Origin of the sequence: Burkholderia sp. AU4i (genome assembly GCF_000466765.1) — a bacterium.
Lineage (GTDB): Bacteria > Pseudomonadota > Gammaproteobacteria > Burkholderiales > Burkholderiaceae > Burkholderia > Burkholderia cepacia.
Window position 1 is genome coordinate 1 of sequence record NZ_ASSI01000106.1, and the last position, 15961, is coordinate 15961.

At 68.3% G+C, this 15961-nt stretch carries 12 protein-coding genes; 7 read left to right on the forward strand and 5 right to left on the reverse strand.

The genetic code is table 11. The features are described from left to right. The 3 genes from L810_RS23965 to L810_RS23975 all read right to left on the reverse strand — a co-directional run. Positions 1 to 787, reverse strand: a 787-nt coding sequence (locus L810_RS23965) for a TolC family protein (RefSeq protein WP_042975908.1), incomplete at its 3' end; no start/stop codon positions are given. Between the two features lie 2 nt (positions 788 to 789). Further along, a complete protein-coding gene (locus L810_RS23970; protein WP_021160906.1) occupies positions 790 to 3954 on the reverse strand; it encodes an efflux RND transporter permease subunit in 3165 nt (1054 codons plus the stop codon). Continuing rightward, positions 3951 to 5060: an efflux RND transporter periplasmic adaptor subunit gene (locus L810_RS23975; protein ID WP_042975870.1), complete on the reverse strand. Its 1110-nt coding sequence runs from the start codon at positions 5058 to 5060 to the stop codon at positions 3951 to 3953. Before L810_RS23975 ends, L810_RS23970 begins: the two co-directional genes overlap by 4 nt. A gap of 185 nt (positions 5061 to 5245) precedes the next feature. Here L810_RS23975 and L810_RS23980 point away from each other — a divergent pair, with 185 nt between their 5' ends. After that, positions 5246 to 5866: a TetR/AcrR family transcriptional regulator gene (locus tag L810_RS23980; RefSeq protein WP_021160908.1), complete on the forward strand. Its 621-nt coding sequence runs from the start codon at positions 5246 to 5248 to the stop codon at positions 5864 to 5866. 96 nt (positions 5867 to 5962) lie between these two features. Here the strand turns inward: L810_RS23980 and L810_RS23985 are convergent, their stop codons facing one another. Together L810_RS23985 and L810_RS23990 are read right to left on the reverse strand one after the other, a co-directional pair. Next, complete coding sequence (locus tag L810_RS23985) at positions 5963 to 7696, reverse strand: ClcB-like voltage-gated chloride channel protein (protein ID WP_042975871.1); 1734 nt, start codon at positions 7694 to 7696, stop codon at positions 5963 to 5965. Positions 7697 to 7799: 103 nt separating this feature from the next. Then, positions 7800 to 8867, reverse strand: coding sequence for a YeiH family protein (locus L810_RS23990; RefSeq protein ID WP_048022797.1), 1068 nt, complete (start codon positions 8865 to 8867; stop codon positions 7800 to 7802). Positions 8868 to 8979: 112 nt separating this feature from the next. Between L810_RS23990 and L810_RS23995 the strand changes: the two genes are divergently transcribed. The 6 genes from L810_RS23995 (at position 8980) to L810_RS24025 (ending at position 15947) form a co-directional block, all read left to right on the forward strand. After that, on the forward strand, positions 8980 to 9873 hold the full coding sequence (locus L810_RS23995) for a LysR family transcriptional regulator (protein WP_021160912.1): 894 nt from the start codon (positions 8980 to 8982) through the stop codon (positions 9871 to 9873). 173 nt (positions 9874 to 10046) lie between these two features. After that, on the forward strand, positions 10047 to 10811 hold the full coding sequence (locus tag L810_RS24000) for a TIM barrel protein (RefSeq protein ID WP_021160913.1): 765 nt from the start codon (positions 10047 to 10049) through the stop codon (positions 10809 to 10811). A gap of 28 nt (positions 10812 to 10839) precedes the next feature. Then, positions 10840 to 11832, forward strand: a complete 993-nt coding sequence (locus L810_RS24005; protein ID WP_042975910.1) for a sugar kinase — start codon at positions 10840 to 10842, stop codon at positions 11830 to 11832. A gap of 347 nt (positions 11833 to 12179) precedes the next feature. Continuing rightward, positions 12180 to 13460, forward strand: a complete 1281-nt coding sequence (locus L810_RS24010; RefSeq protein ID WP_021160915.1) for an MFS transporter — start codon at positions 12180 to 12182, stop codon at positions 13458 to 13460. Positions 13461 to 13465: 5 nt separating this feature from the next. Further along, the gene (locus L810_RS24015; RefSeq protein ID WP_021160916.1) at positions 13466 to 14431 is read left to right on the forward strand and encodes an NAD(P)-dependent oxidoreductase; all 966 of its coding nucleotides are present in this window, start codon (positions 13466 to 13468) and stop codon (positions 14429 to 14431) included. 472 nt (positions 14432 to 14903) lie between these two features. Next, complete coding sequence (locus tag L810_RS24025) at positions 14904 to 15947, forward strand: LacI family DNA-binding transcriptional regulator (RefSeq protein WP_021160918.1); 1044 nt, start codon at positions 14904 to 14906, stop codon at positions 15945 to 15947. Positions 15948 to 15961: the final 14 nt, after the last annotated feature.

A 15961-nucleotide genomic window follows, 5' to 3' on the forward strand; every position in this document is an offset into this window, starting at 1 on the left:
GCTGCTGGCGCAGCGCGGGCAGGCTCGCCGCGAACGTGTCGGCGCTTTGCCGCGCGTTCAGCGCGTCGCTGCGCGAGGCGGAACCGAGCGCGTAGCGGCGTTCGGCATCGTGCGCCTGGTCGTTGGCGAGGGCGACGAGCCGCTCGGTCGTGTTGATCTGCGCATTCAGCACCGACACCGTGATCGACGCGGTGACGATGTTCGCGGCCAGCGCGCGCCGCGCGGATTCGAGCTGGAACGCGCTGACGTCGACGCGTCGCGCCAGCGCGCGGTTCGCGAAACGCGACGCGCCGAACAGGTCGATCGTGTAGCTCGCCTGCAGCTGGCCGACGAACGTGTCGTACAGCAGCGTCGGCGCGCCGAGCGCGGGGATCGGCACGCCGAGCGCACGCTGGCGCGTGGCCTGTCCGCCCGCATCGATCGACGGCAGCATCGAGCTGCCGATCTGCCCGCGCAGCTGTTCGCGCGCGGCATCGAGCGAGTGCGATGCCGCACTGAGCGTCGGGCTGTTGCGCAGCCCTTCGTCGACGAGCGCGTTCAGCGCATCGGAGCGGTACTGCTTCCACCAGTCGGGCACCGGCTGTGCGCCGACCTCGAACTGCTGCGCGACGCCTTGCGCGGACACGGTCTGCTGTACTTGCGGCGTGGTGCCGTAGTGCGCGGGCGACGGCATCGCGGGCGGCTCGCCGCTCGGCGCGAACCAGGCGCAGCCCGCGAGCGGGCCGGCGAGGCTCGCGACGGCGAGTGCCCGCACGGCGTTCGTTTTCAGGTTCATCGATCGATCCATGGTCAGGCTCCCGACGGTGCGGCCGGCGTGCTGCCGCCGGGCGGCGGGCCGTTCTGCGGGTCGCGTTCGTCGCGCTTCACGCGGAACCACGTCGCATACAGCGCGGGCAGGTAGAACAGCGTCAGCACGGTCGCGCTCGTGATGCCGCCCATCAGCGCGGTCGCCATCGGCCCGAAGAAGTTCGAGCGCAACAGCGGGATCAGCGCGAGCACGGCGGCCGCGGCCGTCAGCGTGATCGGGCGGAAGCGCCGCACGGTCGCGCCGATGATCGCGTCGACGCGGCCGTGGCCGGCGGCGATGTCCTGCTCGATCTGGTCGACGAGGATCACCGAGTTGCGCATGATGATCCCGAACATCGCGATCACGCCGAGCATCGCGACGAAGCCGAACGGCTGGCCGAACATCAGCAGCGTGGCGACCACGCCGATCAGCCCGAGCGGCGCGGTCAGCACGACCATCAGCACGCGCGAGAAGCTCTGCAGCTGGATCATCAGCAGCGTGAACACGGCGATCGCCATCAGCGGCATCTGCGCATTGATCGATTTCTGCGCCTTCGCGCTTTCCTCGACCGAGCCACCGATGTTGATCTGGTAGCCGACCGGCAACTGCGCGCGCAATGCGTTCAGCTTCGCGTCGACCGCATGCGTGACGTCGATGCCCTGCGCGCCGGCGCGTACGTCCGACTGCACGGTGATGGTCGGCTGCCGGTCGCGCTCCCACACGACGCCGTATTCGAGCGTCGGCTTGAAGCGGCCGAGCGAGCCGAGCGGCACCGGGCCGTTCGGGGTCGGCAGCGCGAGGCCGGCGAGCTTCGCGGGGTCGACGCGATCGGCCTTCGGCGCGCGCAGGTCGACCGCGATCAGCTTGTCGCGTTCGCGGTACTGCGTGACGGTCGTGCCGGACAGCGTCATCGCGAGGAAGCTCGACACGTCCTGCGACGTGACGTTCAGTTCGCGCGCCTTCTTCTGGTCGATCTCGAAGCGCACCGAGCGCTCGGCCGGCTCGTCCCAGTCGAACTGCACGTTGACCGTGCGCGCGTCGCCGCGCATCGTCGCCGCGACCTTCTCGGCGATCGAGCGGACCGTCGCGATGCTGTCGCCGCTCACGCGGAACTGCACCGGGTAGCCGACCGGCGGGCCGTTCTCGAGCCGCGACAGCCGCCAGCGCACGGCCGGGAACTGCTCGCGCAGCGTGGTTTCGAGCCAGGTCGCGAGCTTCTCGCGATCCTTCACCGATTTCGCGGTGATCACGAACTGCGCGAAGTTCGGCAACTGAAGCTGCTGGTCGAGCGGCAGGTAGAAGCGCGGTGCGCCGCTGCCGACGAAGCTCACCGAATGATCGATCTCGGGGCGCTTGTCGATCACTTTCTCGAGGCGCTCGGTCTCGCGCAGCGTCGCCGCGAACGACGCGCCTTCGGGCAGCCGCAGGTCGACGAGCAGCTCGGGGCGATCGGAACTCGGGAAGAACTGCTGCGGCACGAGCGAAAAGCCCATCATTGCCACGACGAACAGGGCGCCCGTGATCAGCAGCACGACGAAGCGCCGCTCGATGCACCAGTCGATCCAGCCGCGCAGGCGGCGGTAGAAGCGCGTGTCGTAGATGTCGTGCTCGTGATCGTCGGGCAGGTGCGCCTCGTGCGCCTGCCGCTTGCGCTCGGGCAGCATGTGGTAGCCGAGCAGCGGAATCAGCACGACGGCCGCGAACCACGATGCGATCAGCGCGATGGCCGACACCTCGAAGATCGAGCGCGTGTATTCGCCGGTGCTCGATTTCGCGAGCGCGATCGGCAGGAAGCCCGACACGGTGACGAGCGTGCCGGTCAGCATCGGGAACGCGGTGCTCGTATAGGCGAACGCGGCGGCGCGTGCGCGGGTGTAGCCCTGTTCGAGCTTCACGGCCATCATCTCGACCGCGATGATCGCGTCGTCGACGAGCAGCCCGAGCGCGAGCACGAGCGTGCCGAGCGACACCTTGTGCAGCCCGATGTCGAACAGGTACATGAAGAGGGCGGTGACCGCGAGCACGACCGGAATCGAGATCACGACCACCATCCCGGTGCGCAGGCCGAGCGACACGAGGCTCACGACCAGCACGATCGCGACCGCTTCGGCGACGGCTTCGAGGAAGTCGTCCACCGAATGCGCGACCGCGTGCGGCATGCTCGACACCTCGACCAGCTTGAGGCCGGCCGGCAGTTGCGCCTGCAGGTCCTTCGATTCGGCGTCGAGCGCCTTGCCGAGGCGGATCACGTCGCCGCCCGGCTGCATCGTCACGCCGATGCCGAGCACGGCCTTGCCGGCCGAACCTGGACCGGCCGCGCGCATCTGCGTGACGACCGGGTCGTCGTAGCCGCGCTTCACGGTCGCGAGATCACCGAGCCGGAACGTGCGGCCGTTGATGCGGATCAGCGTATCGGCGATTGCATTGACGTTGTCGAACTGGCCGCTCGGCCGCACGAACACGCGATCGTCGGCGGTCGTCAGTACACCGGCCGACGAGATGTCGTTCTGCGCGTTGATTGCCTGGCCGAGCTGCTGCGGCGAGATGCCGAGGCGCGTGAGCTGCGCGTTGTTCACCTCGATGAAGATCCGCTGGTCGGGGTCGCCGAAATAGTCGACCTTGCCGACGCCCGGCACGCGCAGCAGCACGGTGCGCAACTGATCGGCGTAGTCGTGCAGTTGCGCGGGCGTGAAGCCGTCGCCCTCGAGCGTCCAGATGTTGGTGTAGACGTCGCCGAATTCGTCGTTGAAGAACGGGCCCTGCACGCCGGGCGGCAGCGTATAGCCGATGTCGCCGACCTTCTTGCGGATCTGGTACCAGGTCTCGGGCACGTCCTTCACGGGCGCCGAATCTTTCATCGTGAAGAAGATCAGCGATTCGCCGGGGCGCGAATAGCTGCGCAGGAAGTCGATGGCCGGCGTTTCCTGCAGCTTGCGGCCGATCCGGTCGGTCACCTGTTCCTGCACCTGCCGCGCAGTCGCGCCGGGCCAGAACGTACGGATCACCATCACGCGGAACGTGAACGGCGGGTCTTCGGACTGCGCGAGCCGCGTGTACGCGAGGATGCCCGCGAGCGTCGCGAGCGCGATCAGGTAGACGACGAGCGCCTGGTGGCGCAGCGCCCATGCAGACAGGTTGAACCGGCCTTCTTCGTGCGGAGTGCTCACGATGCGAAGTCCTCCGGATGCAGCGGCGCGATCGCGCGTACCTTCTCGCCCGCGCTGACCGTGTGCACGCCCTGCAACACGACGCGCTCGCCGGGCTGCAGCCCGTGCGACACCGTCACCGTGCGCTCGTTGAAGCGCGCGACGTCGACGCGGCGCAGCTCGAGCGTGTCGTCCTTCGTGCGCACGACCCACACGGCCGGCTGCGCGCCGTCATGGAACAGCGCGGTCGCGGGCAGCGTGATCGACGGCGCGTCGCCTGAGGCCGGTGCGCCGTCGAACGCGACGCTGGCCGTCATCCCGAGCCGGATCGCCGGATCGGGCGCGGCGAGCGTGAGCTTCACGCGATACGTGCGGCTTTGCGGATCGGCGGCCGGCGCGATTTCGCGCACCTTCGCCGCGAACTGGCGACCGGGCAGCGACGGCAGCGTGACGCTGGCCGCGTGGCCGGGCGTGAGCGATGCAAGCGCGGCTTCGGGCACGTCGCTGACGACGTCGACGTCGCCGGACCACGCGAGCTGGTAGACGGGCTGGCCGGCCGACACGTTCTGGCCGGTGTCGGCCTGTTCGGCGGTGATGTAGCCCGCGTGATCGGCGACGAGCGTCGCGTAGCGAAGCTGGTTCCGGGCGAGCGCGAGCTGCTGCTGCGCCTGGTCGCGCTGCGCGAGCGCCGACGTGTAGCTGTTCTCGGTCTGTTCGAGCTGGGCGGTCGCGATCAGGTTTTCGCGCGCCTGTGCGCGGTCGCGGTCCAGCTGCTGCTTCGCGAACGCGAGGCTGTGCGTCGCGGCGTCGAGTTGCGCCTGTGCGCTCGCGGCGTTCTTCTCGACGTCGGACGGATCGAGCAGCGCGACGACCTGGCCGACCTTGACCGTATCGCCGAGACGCACCTTGCGCTCGATGATCTTGCCGGCGATGCGGAACGACAGCGGGGTGGCATAACGCGGCTGGATCTCGCCGGGGAGCGTGCGGGCGACCGCGGCGTCGTCGGCATGCGCGGGCAGTGCGACGACGGGGCGCGGGGCGGGCGGCGCGGATTCTTTTGGATGACAGGCGGCGAGGACGAGCGCGGTGCCGACCAGCAGCACGGCGCGGGAACCGGAGCGATTCACGAAACCCCCAAGTGAGGTGAGAGCGAGAGCGGAACGAAGGCGGCAAGCGCGGCCGGCGCTTGCCCCGAGCGGCGCCGACAGAGGCGCGCGGACAGCATTTTCAGAAACTGTGGCGAATTCTAATACACACCTGTATCTGAGTGCAAAGATGAATTTGAAAGGGAATCGATGCTAGACTGCGCGCCATGAAACCACAGCGCTTAACCCGCGAGCAGAGCAGGGATCAGACGCGCGAACGTCTGCTGAATGCCGCGCATCGCATTTTTCTGAAGAAAGGCTTTGTGGCCGCGAGCGTCGAGGACATCGCGGCCGCGGCCGGCTATACGCGCGGCGCGTTCTACTCGAATTTCCGCAGCAAGTCGGAACTCCTGCTGGAGTTGCTGGAGCGCAACCATGCGCTGGTGCAGGCCGATTTCCAGGCGATCTTCGACGAGGGCGGGTCGCGCGAACAGATGGAATCGATGACGCTCGCGCATTACCGCACGCTGTTCGCCGACGACGAATTCTCGTTGCTGTGGGGCGAGGCGAAGCTGCAGGCCGCGCGCGACGCGAAGTTCCGCGTGCGCTTCAACCAGTTCCTGCACGCCAAGCGCGTGCAGATGGCCGAATTCATCCGGCGCTTCTCCGAGCGCTCCGGCACGCCGCTGCTGTTGCCGGCGGAGACGCTCGCGTTCGGGCTGATGTGCCTGTGCGACGGCGTGCAGTCGTATTACGCGGCCGATCCGCAACACGTGCCGGCCGACGTGGCCGAGTCGGTGCTCGCGGGGTTCTTCGCGCGTGTCGTGCTCGGGCGCGCGCCCGACTGACGCGGCAGCGGATTCGTCGTGCCGCGTGCGATGCGCGGCAAAGGCGGGGTGCGATGAAGCATGCGGCATGCGCCGCGCCTCATCGCGTCGTGCGAATCAGCGCTCGCCGGTCATCCGCCGGTACGCGTCGAGCAGCGACGTCTTGTAGACCACCCCGGCGAGCGTCGGCTCGGCTTCGCTTTCGATCACCGGCAGGCGTTCGCCCTGGAACGCCATGAAGCGTTCGAGCGCGGTGGCGAGCGGCATGTCGGGCGTCAGGAGCGGAAACGGCGTGTGCGCGTAATGCGCGGCCGTCTTGTCGGTCGTGTCGCGCTTGTCGAGCAGGTCCGACGTGATGTCCTTCAGCGCGACCGCGCCGCGAAAGCGCCCGGCATCGTCGGTGACGTACAGGTACTTCACCGGATATTCGAGAAACACGCGCGTCATGTCGGCGACGCTCGCCGTGAGCGACACGACCGTCTGCGCGGGCTGGATCAGCTCGCGCATCTGCGTGGTGCGCAGCCGCAGCTTCTCCTGCGCGTCCTGGTAATGGTGTTGCGTGATCTCGTACATCGACGTCGTGCCGGTCGCGCGCGCGACGAAATACGCGAATACGCACGACACCAGCAGCGGCAACACGACCTGATAACTCAGCGTCATCTCGAAGATCATCAGGATCGCCATCAGCGGCGCCTGCGTGGCGCCCGCCATGAACGCACCCATCCCGACGATCGCGTACGCGAAGTACGCCGACGTATGGCCGGGCCACAGCGCTTCCATCGCGAGCCCGAACAGCGAACCGAATACCGCGCCGACGAACAGCGTCGGCGTGAACACGCCGCCGATCGCACCCGAGCCGACCGTGGCCGAGGTTGCGATGACCTTGAACACGAGTACCGCGACCAGCGCCTGCCAGGTCCACGGCGAATGCAGGATCTGGTTGACGACGCTGTAGCCGTTGCCCCATACGTCCGGCGTCCACACCGAGATCACGCCGACGACGAGGCCGCCGAGCGCGAGCCGCACCGGCAGCGGCACCGGCAGCCGCTTGAACTGGTTCTTCGACGCGTCGAGCAGGTGCAGGAACTGCGGCGCGAGCACGCCGCACAGCGCGCCGAGCACGACGAACAGCAGCACCTCGGGGCCGGTGACGGCCGGAAACACCGGCATCTCGTACGGCGGCTTGTAGCCGGCGAATTCGCGCATCACGATGTTCGCGACGACCGACGCGACGACCATCGGCCCGAAGCTCTCCATCGCGATCGTGCCGAGCACGATTTCCGACACGAAGAACGCGCCGGCGATCGGCGCGTTGTAGGCGGACGTGATGCCGGCGGCCGCCCCGCAGGCGACCAGCAGGCGCAGGCGCGGCGGGTCGAAATGCACGAAGCGGCCGACGAGCGACGCGGCGAGCGCCGCGAGCTGCACCATCGGGCCTTCGCGGCCGATCGAGCCGCCGGTGCCGATCGTCAGCAGCGACGACACGCTGCGCCACAGGCTCTGCCGCACCGGCACGACGCCGTTGCCGAGCGCGACCGATTCCATGTAGTCGGTATTGCCCGCCTTCCTGTCGCCGCGCGTCGCGAGCAGCAGCACGCAGCCGGCGAGGAAGCCGCCCGCGGCCGGCATCCAGAACCGCACGTACCACGGCAGGCGTTTCGCCATCTGCACGAAGCTGCCGCTTTGCCCGGAGATCAGGTGCTGCATCAGGTCGATGCCTTCGCGGAACGCCATCGTGGCAAAGGCGCCGCCGACGCCGACGATGGCCGACCAGATCAGCATCGTATGGGCGTCCGACAGGCGGAACAGCTTTTGGGCGCGAGTGCGCAGCTTCAGCAGGAACGAGAGCACGGCTGAAAGAGGGCGAAGGAAAACGACGCGAAGCATAGCACTGCGCCGCGCCCGCGGGACCATCCCGTCGGGCGCGGCGCGCGACGTGTCACGGGCGGGCAACTCAGCCAAGCCAGTGCTGCACGGCCCACGTGATCCCGTAGCCGCCGGCGATCAGCCACACGTACAGGATCAGGCCGGTCATCAGCGCGCGCGGGCCGGCGGCGCGGATCTGCGCGACGCGGGTTTCGATGCCGAGCGCGGTCATGGCCATCGTCAGCGCGAAGGTGTCGAGCACGTTCAGCGTGTGCGTGACGTCCGTCGGCAGCACGTTCAGCGAATTGACGATCACGAAGCCGAGGAACCCGAGCGCGAACCAGGGTACCGCCACCTTGCGCTTGCCTTGCGCGCCGCCGGCCGTTGCGCGGGCCGAGCGGGCGAGCCACCAGCCGAGCACCAGCAGCACCGGCACCAGCAGCATCACGCGCGTCATCTTGACGATCGTCGCGATGTGCGCGACCTGCGGGCTGATGTCGCTCGCCGCGCCGACCACCTGCGCGACCTCGTGGATCGTGCCGCCGAAGAACAGGCCCAGGCCGGCCGGGTCGAGGTTCAGCAGACCGGCGTGATAGGCGATCGGGTACAGGAACATCGACAGCGTGCCGAACAGCACGACGCTGCCCACGGCCATCGCGCTCTGGTGCGGCTTCGACTGCAGCGTCGACTCGAACGCGAGCACGGCGGCCGCGCCGCAGATCGCGCTGCCGGCGGCGGTCAGCAGCGCGGAATCGCGGTCGAGCTTCATCAGCTTCATGCCCGCCCAGGTGCCGATCGCGAGCGTGCTGACGACGACGAGGACCGACACCGTCAGGCCCGGCAGCCCGACCTGCGCGATTTCCTGCAGGCTCACGCGCAACCCGAAGAACGCGACCGCGATGCGCAGCAGCTTGCGCGCGGAGAAATTGACGCCGGCCGCCCAGCTGGCCGGCATGCCGTCGCGCAGCGCGTTGCCGTACAGCGCACCGGCGACGATGCCGACGATCAGCGGCGACAGGCCGAGCCCCGCGATCGCGGGAAGCTGGGACAGGCTCGTGACGGCGGCGGCGAACAGCGCGACGAACAGCACGCCGTTCAACTGGCCGCGCATCGACGGCGCGGCATGGTTGAGATGGGGAGTCGGGGCAGTGGACATGGAAGCACCGTGATGGAGCGTGTTGCGATGGTGTAATCCTAATTTCGTTATATCGATATGAAAAATTGTGATTTGTGACGTAAACTATCCGGAAATCCGATAATTTATCCCCATGACCCCGGATCAACTGATAACGTTCGCCGCCGTCGCCGAACACCTGAACATCAGCCACGCCGCCGTGGCGCTGCATCTGTCGCAGCCGGCCGTGTCGGGCCAGTTGCGGCTCCTGCAGGACGAATTCGGCGAGCCGCTGTACCAGCGCGAAGGGCGCGGCATCCGCCTGACGCCGGTCGGCGAACAGCTCGCGCAGTACGCGAAGGCGCAACGCGACACGTTCGCGCAGGCGCGCGCGTTTCGCGACGCGGTGCGCGGCCTGGAAGCCGGCACGCTGCGCATCGGTGCGAGCACGACACCCGCGAGCTACCTGCTGCCTTACCTGATCGCGGCGTTCCAGCCGCGCGCCCCGCGCGTGGCGATCCACACGATGAGCGGCAATACGGCCGACGTGGTCGCGGCGCTGCCGTCGCTCGACATCGCGATGATCGAAGGGCCGCCCGGCGAGGCGCTGCCGCCGGGCACCGCGGTGCACGCGTGGCGCGAGGACGAGATCGTCGCGATCGTGCCGACCGGACATCCGCTGGCCGCGCCCGAATACGCGCCGGGCGTCACGCTCGACGCGCTGGCGGCCCATCCGCTCGTCCTGCGCGAGGCGGGCTCCGCCGTGCGGCAACTCGTCGAGCGCGCGTTCGCGCAAGGCGCGGCGCCGATGCGGGTCGCATTCGAGATCGCGGGTGTCGAGGCCGTGAAGGAAGCCGTGCGTGCCGGGATGGGCGTCGGGTTCGTGTCCGCGATGTCGCTGCGTCACGACGATGCCGCGCTCGTCCTGCGCTCGCTCGCGCCCGCGCCGCTCACGCGTCACTTCTCCATCCTCGTGCCACACGGCGGTGCGCCGTCGCGGGTCGCCGCACAATTCCTCGACATGAGCCTCGCGCACGATATCGCCTGAACCTCGCCTGAACGGCCGAAGCCAGCCCGGGCATGCGTGATGCGTGCCGTCGGAACGTGCGTCCGCGCGATGCCCCAACTTAGGGATTTCCTCTATGGCGTGGGTTCGAGGCGAAGCGCACCATCCGTCTCAAGCAGATGGAACCGGTTCCATTCCGGGGAAAAGAGGGCTAAATGACAGACATCGTGATCGTGGCGAGCGCATTCGGGATGGACCGCGTGCGTCAGGAGGGCCACTGCGCATTCGTCGCGACCGCGGCGGCATCGGGTGCGACCGGTTTCGAGGTGCGGCGCGAACTGTTCGCGTCGGAAGCGGACGCCGCACCCGGCGCGCTCGCCGCGCTGGGTGCGCTACTGGCCGGCCACGGGCTGTGGTCGGTCTATTCGACGCCGGCCAACCTGTACACGGAAACGGGCGCGCTCGATGCGGACGCATTGCGCGGCGCGCTCGCGGAAGCCGACGCGCTCGGCGCGCGCTTCGTGAAATTCCAGCTCGGCGGCTTCGCCGGCGACGCGCACGCGGCCGACATCGTCGCGCTGTCGCGCGAAGCGAAGGCCCGCGTGGTGGTCGAGAACGGCCAGCTTCCGGTCGGCGGCGCGCTCGCGCAGTTCCGCGGGCTGTTCGATGCATTGGCCGCCGCGGGCATGCCCGATGCGCTCGGGATGACGTTCGACATCGGCAACTGGCAGTGGCCGGGCGAGGCGCCGCTTGATTGCGCGCAAATGCTCGCATCCCATGTGGAATACATTCACTGCAAGGCCGTCGAGGGCGAGGGCGCGCGCCGTTTCGCCGCCGCGCCGGCGCCGAACGACCCGCTCGTGACCGGCGTGCTCGCGGTGCTGCCGCAGCAGGCGCCGCGCGGCATCGAGTTTCCGTTCGACGCGACCGACCTGGCGGGCGATGCGTGCCGGCGTGTCGCGTGGCTCGCAACCGCGTGACGGCGGAAGGATCCTGGAGAGTTCATTCATGAAAGCACCACTCGATGTCGTGACCTACGGCGAAGCGATGGCGATGTTCGTCGCGACCGAGCCCGGTCATCTCGCGCATGCGGCGCAATTCGCGAAGCGGATCGCGGGCGCCGACCTGAACGTCGCGATCGGCCTGTCGCGGCTCGGCTTCCGGGTCGGCTGGATGAGCCGCGTCGGCCGCGATTCGTTCGGCGGCTACGTGCTCGACACGCTGGCGCGCGAGGGCATCGACGCATCGTGCGTGACCGTCGATCCGCGCTACCCGACCGGCTTTCAGCTCAAGTCGCGCAACGACGACGGCAGCGACCCGACCGTCGAGTATTTCCGCAAAGGCTCGGCCGCGAGCTACCTGTCGTGCGACGACTACGTGGCCGATTACGTGCTCGGCGCGCGCCACCTGCACCTGACGGGCGTCGCGCCGGCGATCTCCGCGACGTCGTGCGAGCTCGCGTTCAAGCTGTCGCGCGAAATGCGCGCGGCCGGCAAGACGATCTCGTTCGACCCGAACCTGCGCCCGACGCTGTGGCCGTCCGCCGACGTGATGGCGAAGACGCTGAATGCACTCGCGTCGCTCGCCGACTGGGTACTGCCGGGCATCGCCGAGGGGCAGCAACTGACCGGGCACGACACGCCGGCCGATATCGCGGGCTTCTATCTCGCGCAAGGCGCGCGCGGTGTGGTGATCAAGCTCGGTGCCGAAGGTGCGTATTACCGGACGGCTGACGGCCGTGACGGAACGGTGGCGGGCGAGCGTGTACGGAACGTCGTCGACACGGTCGGCGCCGGTGACGGCTTCGCGGTCGGCGTGGTCAGCGCGCTGCTGGAAGGGAAGACGATCGAACAGGCCGTGGCGCGCGGCAACCGCATCGGTGCGCTCGCGATCCAGGTGATCGGCGACTCGGAAGGGCTGCCGACCCGTGCCGCGCTCGATCGATTCGAAAACGTCACCAATCACGCCGATCGCTTAGAGGAAACCTTCACCGCGCAATGAGAGGCCGGACACGGCACAATCCGCGGACTCATTTAGTCGTGCATGTATGGGATCGGAGTAAGGGCTGAAGCGCGAACTCTGGTCGACCGCGAAGCATGGGATCGGAGTAAGGGCTCAAGCGCGAACTCTGATCGATCGCGAAGCATGGGATCGGAGTAAGGGCTAAAGCGCTAACTCTGATCGACCGCGAAGCATGGGATCAGAGTAAGCGCTAAAGCACTAACTCCGATCGACCGCGAAGCATGGGACCAGAGTAAGTGCTAAAGCACTAACTCTGGTCGACCGCGAAGCATGGGATCGGAGTAAGCGCTGAAGCGCTAACTCCGATCGACACAGGAGACATTCTGATGGCCAATACACTCGCTGCCCGCCGCTGGTGGACGATCATGCCGATCGTCTTCATCACCTACAGCCTCGCCTACCTCGACCGCGCGAACTACGGGTTCGCCGCCGCAGCCGGCATCAACCAGGACCTCGGGATCAGCAAAGGCCTGTCGTCGCTGATCGGCGCGCTGTTCTTCCTCGGCTACTTCTTCTTCCAGATCCCCGGCGCAATCTATGCGGAACGCCGCAGCGTGAAGAAGCTCGTGTTCGTCAGCCTCATCCTGTGGGGCGCATGCGCGGCGCTCACGGGCGTCGTCAGCAACATCCCGTCGCTGATGGCGATCCGCTTCGTGCTCGGCGTCGTCGAGGCAGCCGTGATGCCGGCGATGCTGATCTACATCAGCAACTGGTTCACGAAGAACGAACGCTCGCGCGCGAACACGTTCCTGATCCTCGGCAACCCGGTCACCGTGCTGTGGATGTCGATCGTCTCGGGTTATCTCGTGCACGAATTCGGCTGGCGCCACATGTTCATCGCCGAAGGCGTGCCGGCCGTCCTCTGGGCCGTGTGCTGGTGGTTCCTCGTGCAGGACAAGCCGGCCGATTCGCCGTGGCTCAACGCACAGGAAAAACGCGACCTCGACGCCGCGCTCGCGGCCGAGCAGGCGGCCATCAAGCCCGTGCGCAACTATGGCGAGGCATTCCGCTCGCCGGCCGTGATCAAGCTGTGCGCACAGTACTTCTGCTGGAGCATCGGCGTGTACGGCTTCGTGCTGTGGCTGCCGTCGATCGTCAAGAACGGCTCCGACCTCGGGATGGTCGCGACCGGCTGGCTGTCCGCGCTGCCGTATCTCGCCGCGACGATCGCGATGCTCGCCGCGTCGTGGGCGTCCGACAAGGTCGGTTCCCGCCGTGGCTTCGTATGGCCGTTCCTGCTGATCGGCGCGGCCGCGTTCGCCGCATCGTACGCACTCGGCTCGTCGCATTTCTGGATCTCGTATGCGCTGCTGGTCGTGGCGGGCGCCGCCATGTACGCGCCGTACGGCCCGTTCTTCGCGATCGTGCCGGAACTGCTGCCGAAGAACGTCGCCGGCGGCGCGATGGCGCTGATCAACAGCATGGGCGCGCTCGGCTCGTTCGTCGGCTCGTACTTCGTCGGCTACCTGAACGGCGCGACCGGCTCGCCCGTCGCGTCGTACGCGTTCATGAGCGCCGCGCTCGTCGCCGCGGTGATCCTCACGCTGTCCGTCAAACCCCAGGCGCCCGATACGCATCCGCTCGCGGCGCCGCTGCAAGGAAAATGAATCAGATGAAGCCCCGTATCGTCGCGTACAAGCCGCTGCCCGATGACGTCCTCGCGTACCTGCGCGAGCATGCGGACGTCGTGCAGGCCGACGGTGCCGCAGCCCTCGCCGATGCGCTCGGCGACGCGGACGGCGCGATCGGCGCGAGCCTGAAGGTCACGCCGGACATGCTCGACCGCGCACCGCGGCTGAAGGCGTGGTCGACGATCTCGGTCGGCTACGACAACTTCGACGTCGCGGATCTCACGCGGCGCGGGATCGTGCTCGCGCATACGCCGGACGTGCTGACCGAATCGACCGCCGATACGGTGTTCTCGCTGATCCTCGCGTCCGCGCGACGCGTGGTCGAGCTGGCCGAGTGGGTGAAGGCAGGCCACTGGCATCGCAGCATCGGCCCCGACCTGTACGGCACCGACGTGCAGGGCAAGACGCTCGGCATCGTCGGGCTCGGGCGGATCGGCGGCGCGGTCGCGCGCCGCGCGGCGCTCGGCTTCCGGATGCAGGTGCTGTACGCGAACCGTTCCGCGCACGCGGAAGCCGAAACGCAGTACGGCGCACGGCGCGTGACGCTCGACGAACTGCTCGCACAAGCGGATTTCGTGTGCCTGCAGGTGCCGCTGTCGCCCGAAACGCACCACCTGATCGGCGCGGCCGAATTCGCGAAGATGAAACGCGGCGCGATCCTGATCAACGCATCGCGCGGGCCGGTGGTCGACGAAGCCGCGCTGATCGATGCGCTGCGCGCGGGTACGATCCGCGGCGCGGGGCTCGACGTGTTCGAGAAGGAACCGCTGGCCGCGGATTCGCCGCTGCTGCAGATGAAGAATGTCGTCGCGCTGCCGCATATCGGCTCGGCGACGCACGAGACGCGCCACGCGATGGCGCGCTGCGCCGCGGAAAACCTGGTCGGCGCGCTGGCCGGCACGCTGCGCACGAATCTCGTCAATCCGGATGCGCTCGCCCGCGCCTGAGCCGCGGCGGGTAACGGGCCACCACGAGCAGGTGCCCGCCCGGCGGGCGGGCGCCTTCGTTAGAGTCGATGGTCTTGGTGCCGGAGGGCTGGCTGCGTTATGATCCCCGCGCGTCGTATCGACGGCACGGCAGCGCTGCCGGCGGCGTCCAGCGACGGGTATCCGCGCCGGGTCCGGTGCGGCCGGCTGCTTGTGCACGTAACCGGGGCGGGTGCCGATGCGCCGGCGCCGATCGACCGCGAAGCATGGATCCGCGCACGCGGTGAAGGGCGGACGCCGATCGACCGCGAAGCGTGGGATCCGTGTAAGCGGTGAAGGGCGGACGCGGATCGACCGCGAAGCATGGGATCCGCGTAAGCGCTGAAGCGCTAACGCGGATCGACAGGAGATTCCACCGGGTGGCTTACGTTTCCAACAACAAAGATCCGTCTGCTCACGAAGCGGCGCGGATCGAACGTCGCGAGGCACGACAGTGACCGATTCGCAACCAACCACAACGCGTCCGGCGACGATCAGCGATGTCGCGCGCGAAGCCGGCACCGGCAAAACCAGCGTGTCGCGCTACCTGAACGGCGAGACGCACGTGCTGTCCACCGATCTGCGCCAGCGGATCGAAGCGGCAATCGCGCGGCTCAACTACCGGCCGAACCAGATGGCGCGCGGGCTCAAGCGCGGCCGCAACCGGCTGCTCGGCATGCTCGCGGCCGACCTGACCAATCCCTATACCGTCGAAGTGCTGCAAGGCGTCGAGGCCGCCTGCCAGGCGCTCGGCTACATGCCGCTGATCTGTCACGCGGCGAACGAAGTCGAGATGGAACGCCGCTTCCTGCAGCTGCTCACGACCTACCGCGTCGAAGGGCTGATCGTCAACGCGCTCGGCGCCGATGAGGACGTGCTGCGCCCGCTGCGCGGGGCCGGCATCCCGGCGGTGCTCGTCGACCGGACCGTCGAGGGCTTCGAGGCCGACCTGATCGGCCTCGACAACGCCGACGCGATCGAGACGGCACTCGCGCACCTGGTCGAACACGGTTTCGACGCGATCCATTTCGTCGTGCAGCCGTTCGAGCGCGTCAGCTCGCGGCGCCTGCGCGAGGCCGCATTCCGCGCGGCACTGGGCGCGCGCGGGCTGACGGTGCCGTCGACCGTCGTGCTCGACCTGAACGAGCCCGACGCGACCGCGACGGCGCTCGCCGACATCGATGCCCGCATCGACGACGCGGCACGGCGCGGCGTGCGCGCGGCGCTGTTCGCCGCGAACGCGCCGGTCGCGCTTGCAATCGCGCGCCACCTGCGCGCGCGTTTCGGCGCCGCGTGGCAGCAGAAGGCGGCGCTGCTGTCGATCGACGATCCGGAATGGGCCGAGCTGATCGGTATCACGACGATCCGGCAGCCGACCTACGAAATCGGCTACAAGGCCGTCGAATTCGTGCACGAGCGGATCGACGGCGCAGCGGGCGACGTGCGCGTCTCGCTGTTGCCCGGCGAGCTGGTTGTGCGCGCGTCGACCGCAAGCTGAGTATCATTCGGGGC

Excerpts from the sequence above, each read along its gene's own strand:
- L810_RS23995 (WP_021160912.1), top strand. The coding sequence starts at position 8,980 with ATGACCCCGGATCAACTGATAACGTTCGCCGCCGTCGCCGAACACCTG.
- L810_RS23990 (WP_048022797.1), bottom strand. The coding sequence starts at position 8,867 with ATGTCCACTGCCCCGACTCCCCATCTCAACCATGCCGCGCCGTCGATG.
- L810_RS24015 (WP_021160916.1), top strand. The coding sequence starts at position 13,466 with ATGAAGCCCCGTATCGTCGCGTACAAGCCGCTGCCCGATGACGTCCTC.
- L810_RS24010 (WP_021160915.1), top strand. The coding sequence starts at position 12,180 with ATGGCCAATACACTCGCTGCCCGCCGCTGGTGGACGATCATGCCGATC.
- L810_RS24005 (WP_042975910.1), top strand. The coding sequence starts at position 10,840 with ATGAAAGCACCACTCGATGTCGTGACCTACGGCGAAGCGATGGCGATG.
- L810_RS24000 (WP_021160913.1), top strand. The coding sequence starts at position 10,047 with ATGACAGACATCGTGATCGTGGCGAGCGCATTCGGGATGGACCGCGTG.
- L810_RS23980 (WP_021160908.1), top strand. The coding sequence starts at position 5,246 with ATGAAACCACAGCGCTTAACCCGCGAGCAGAGCAGGGATCAGACGCGC.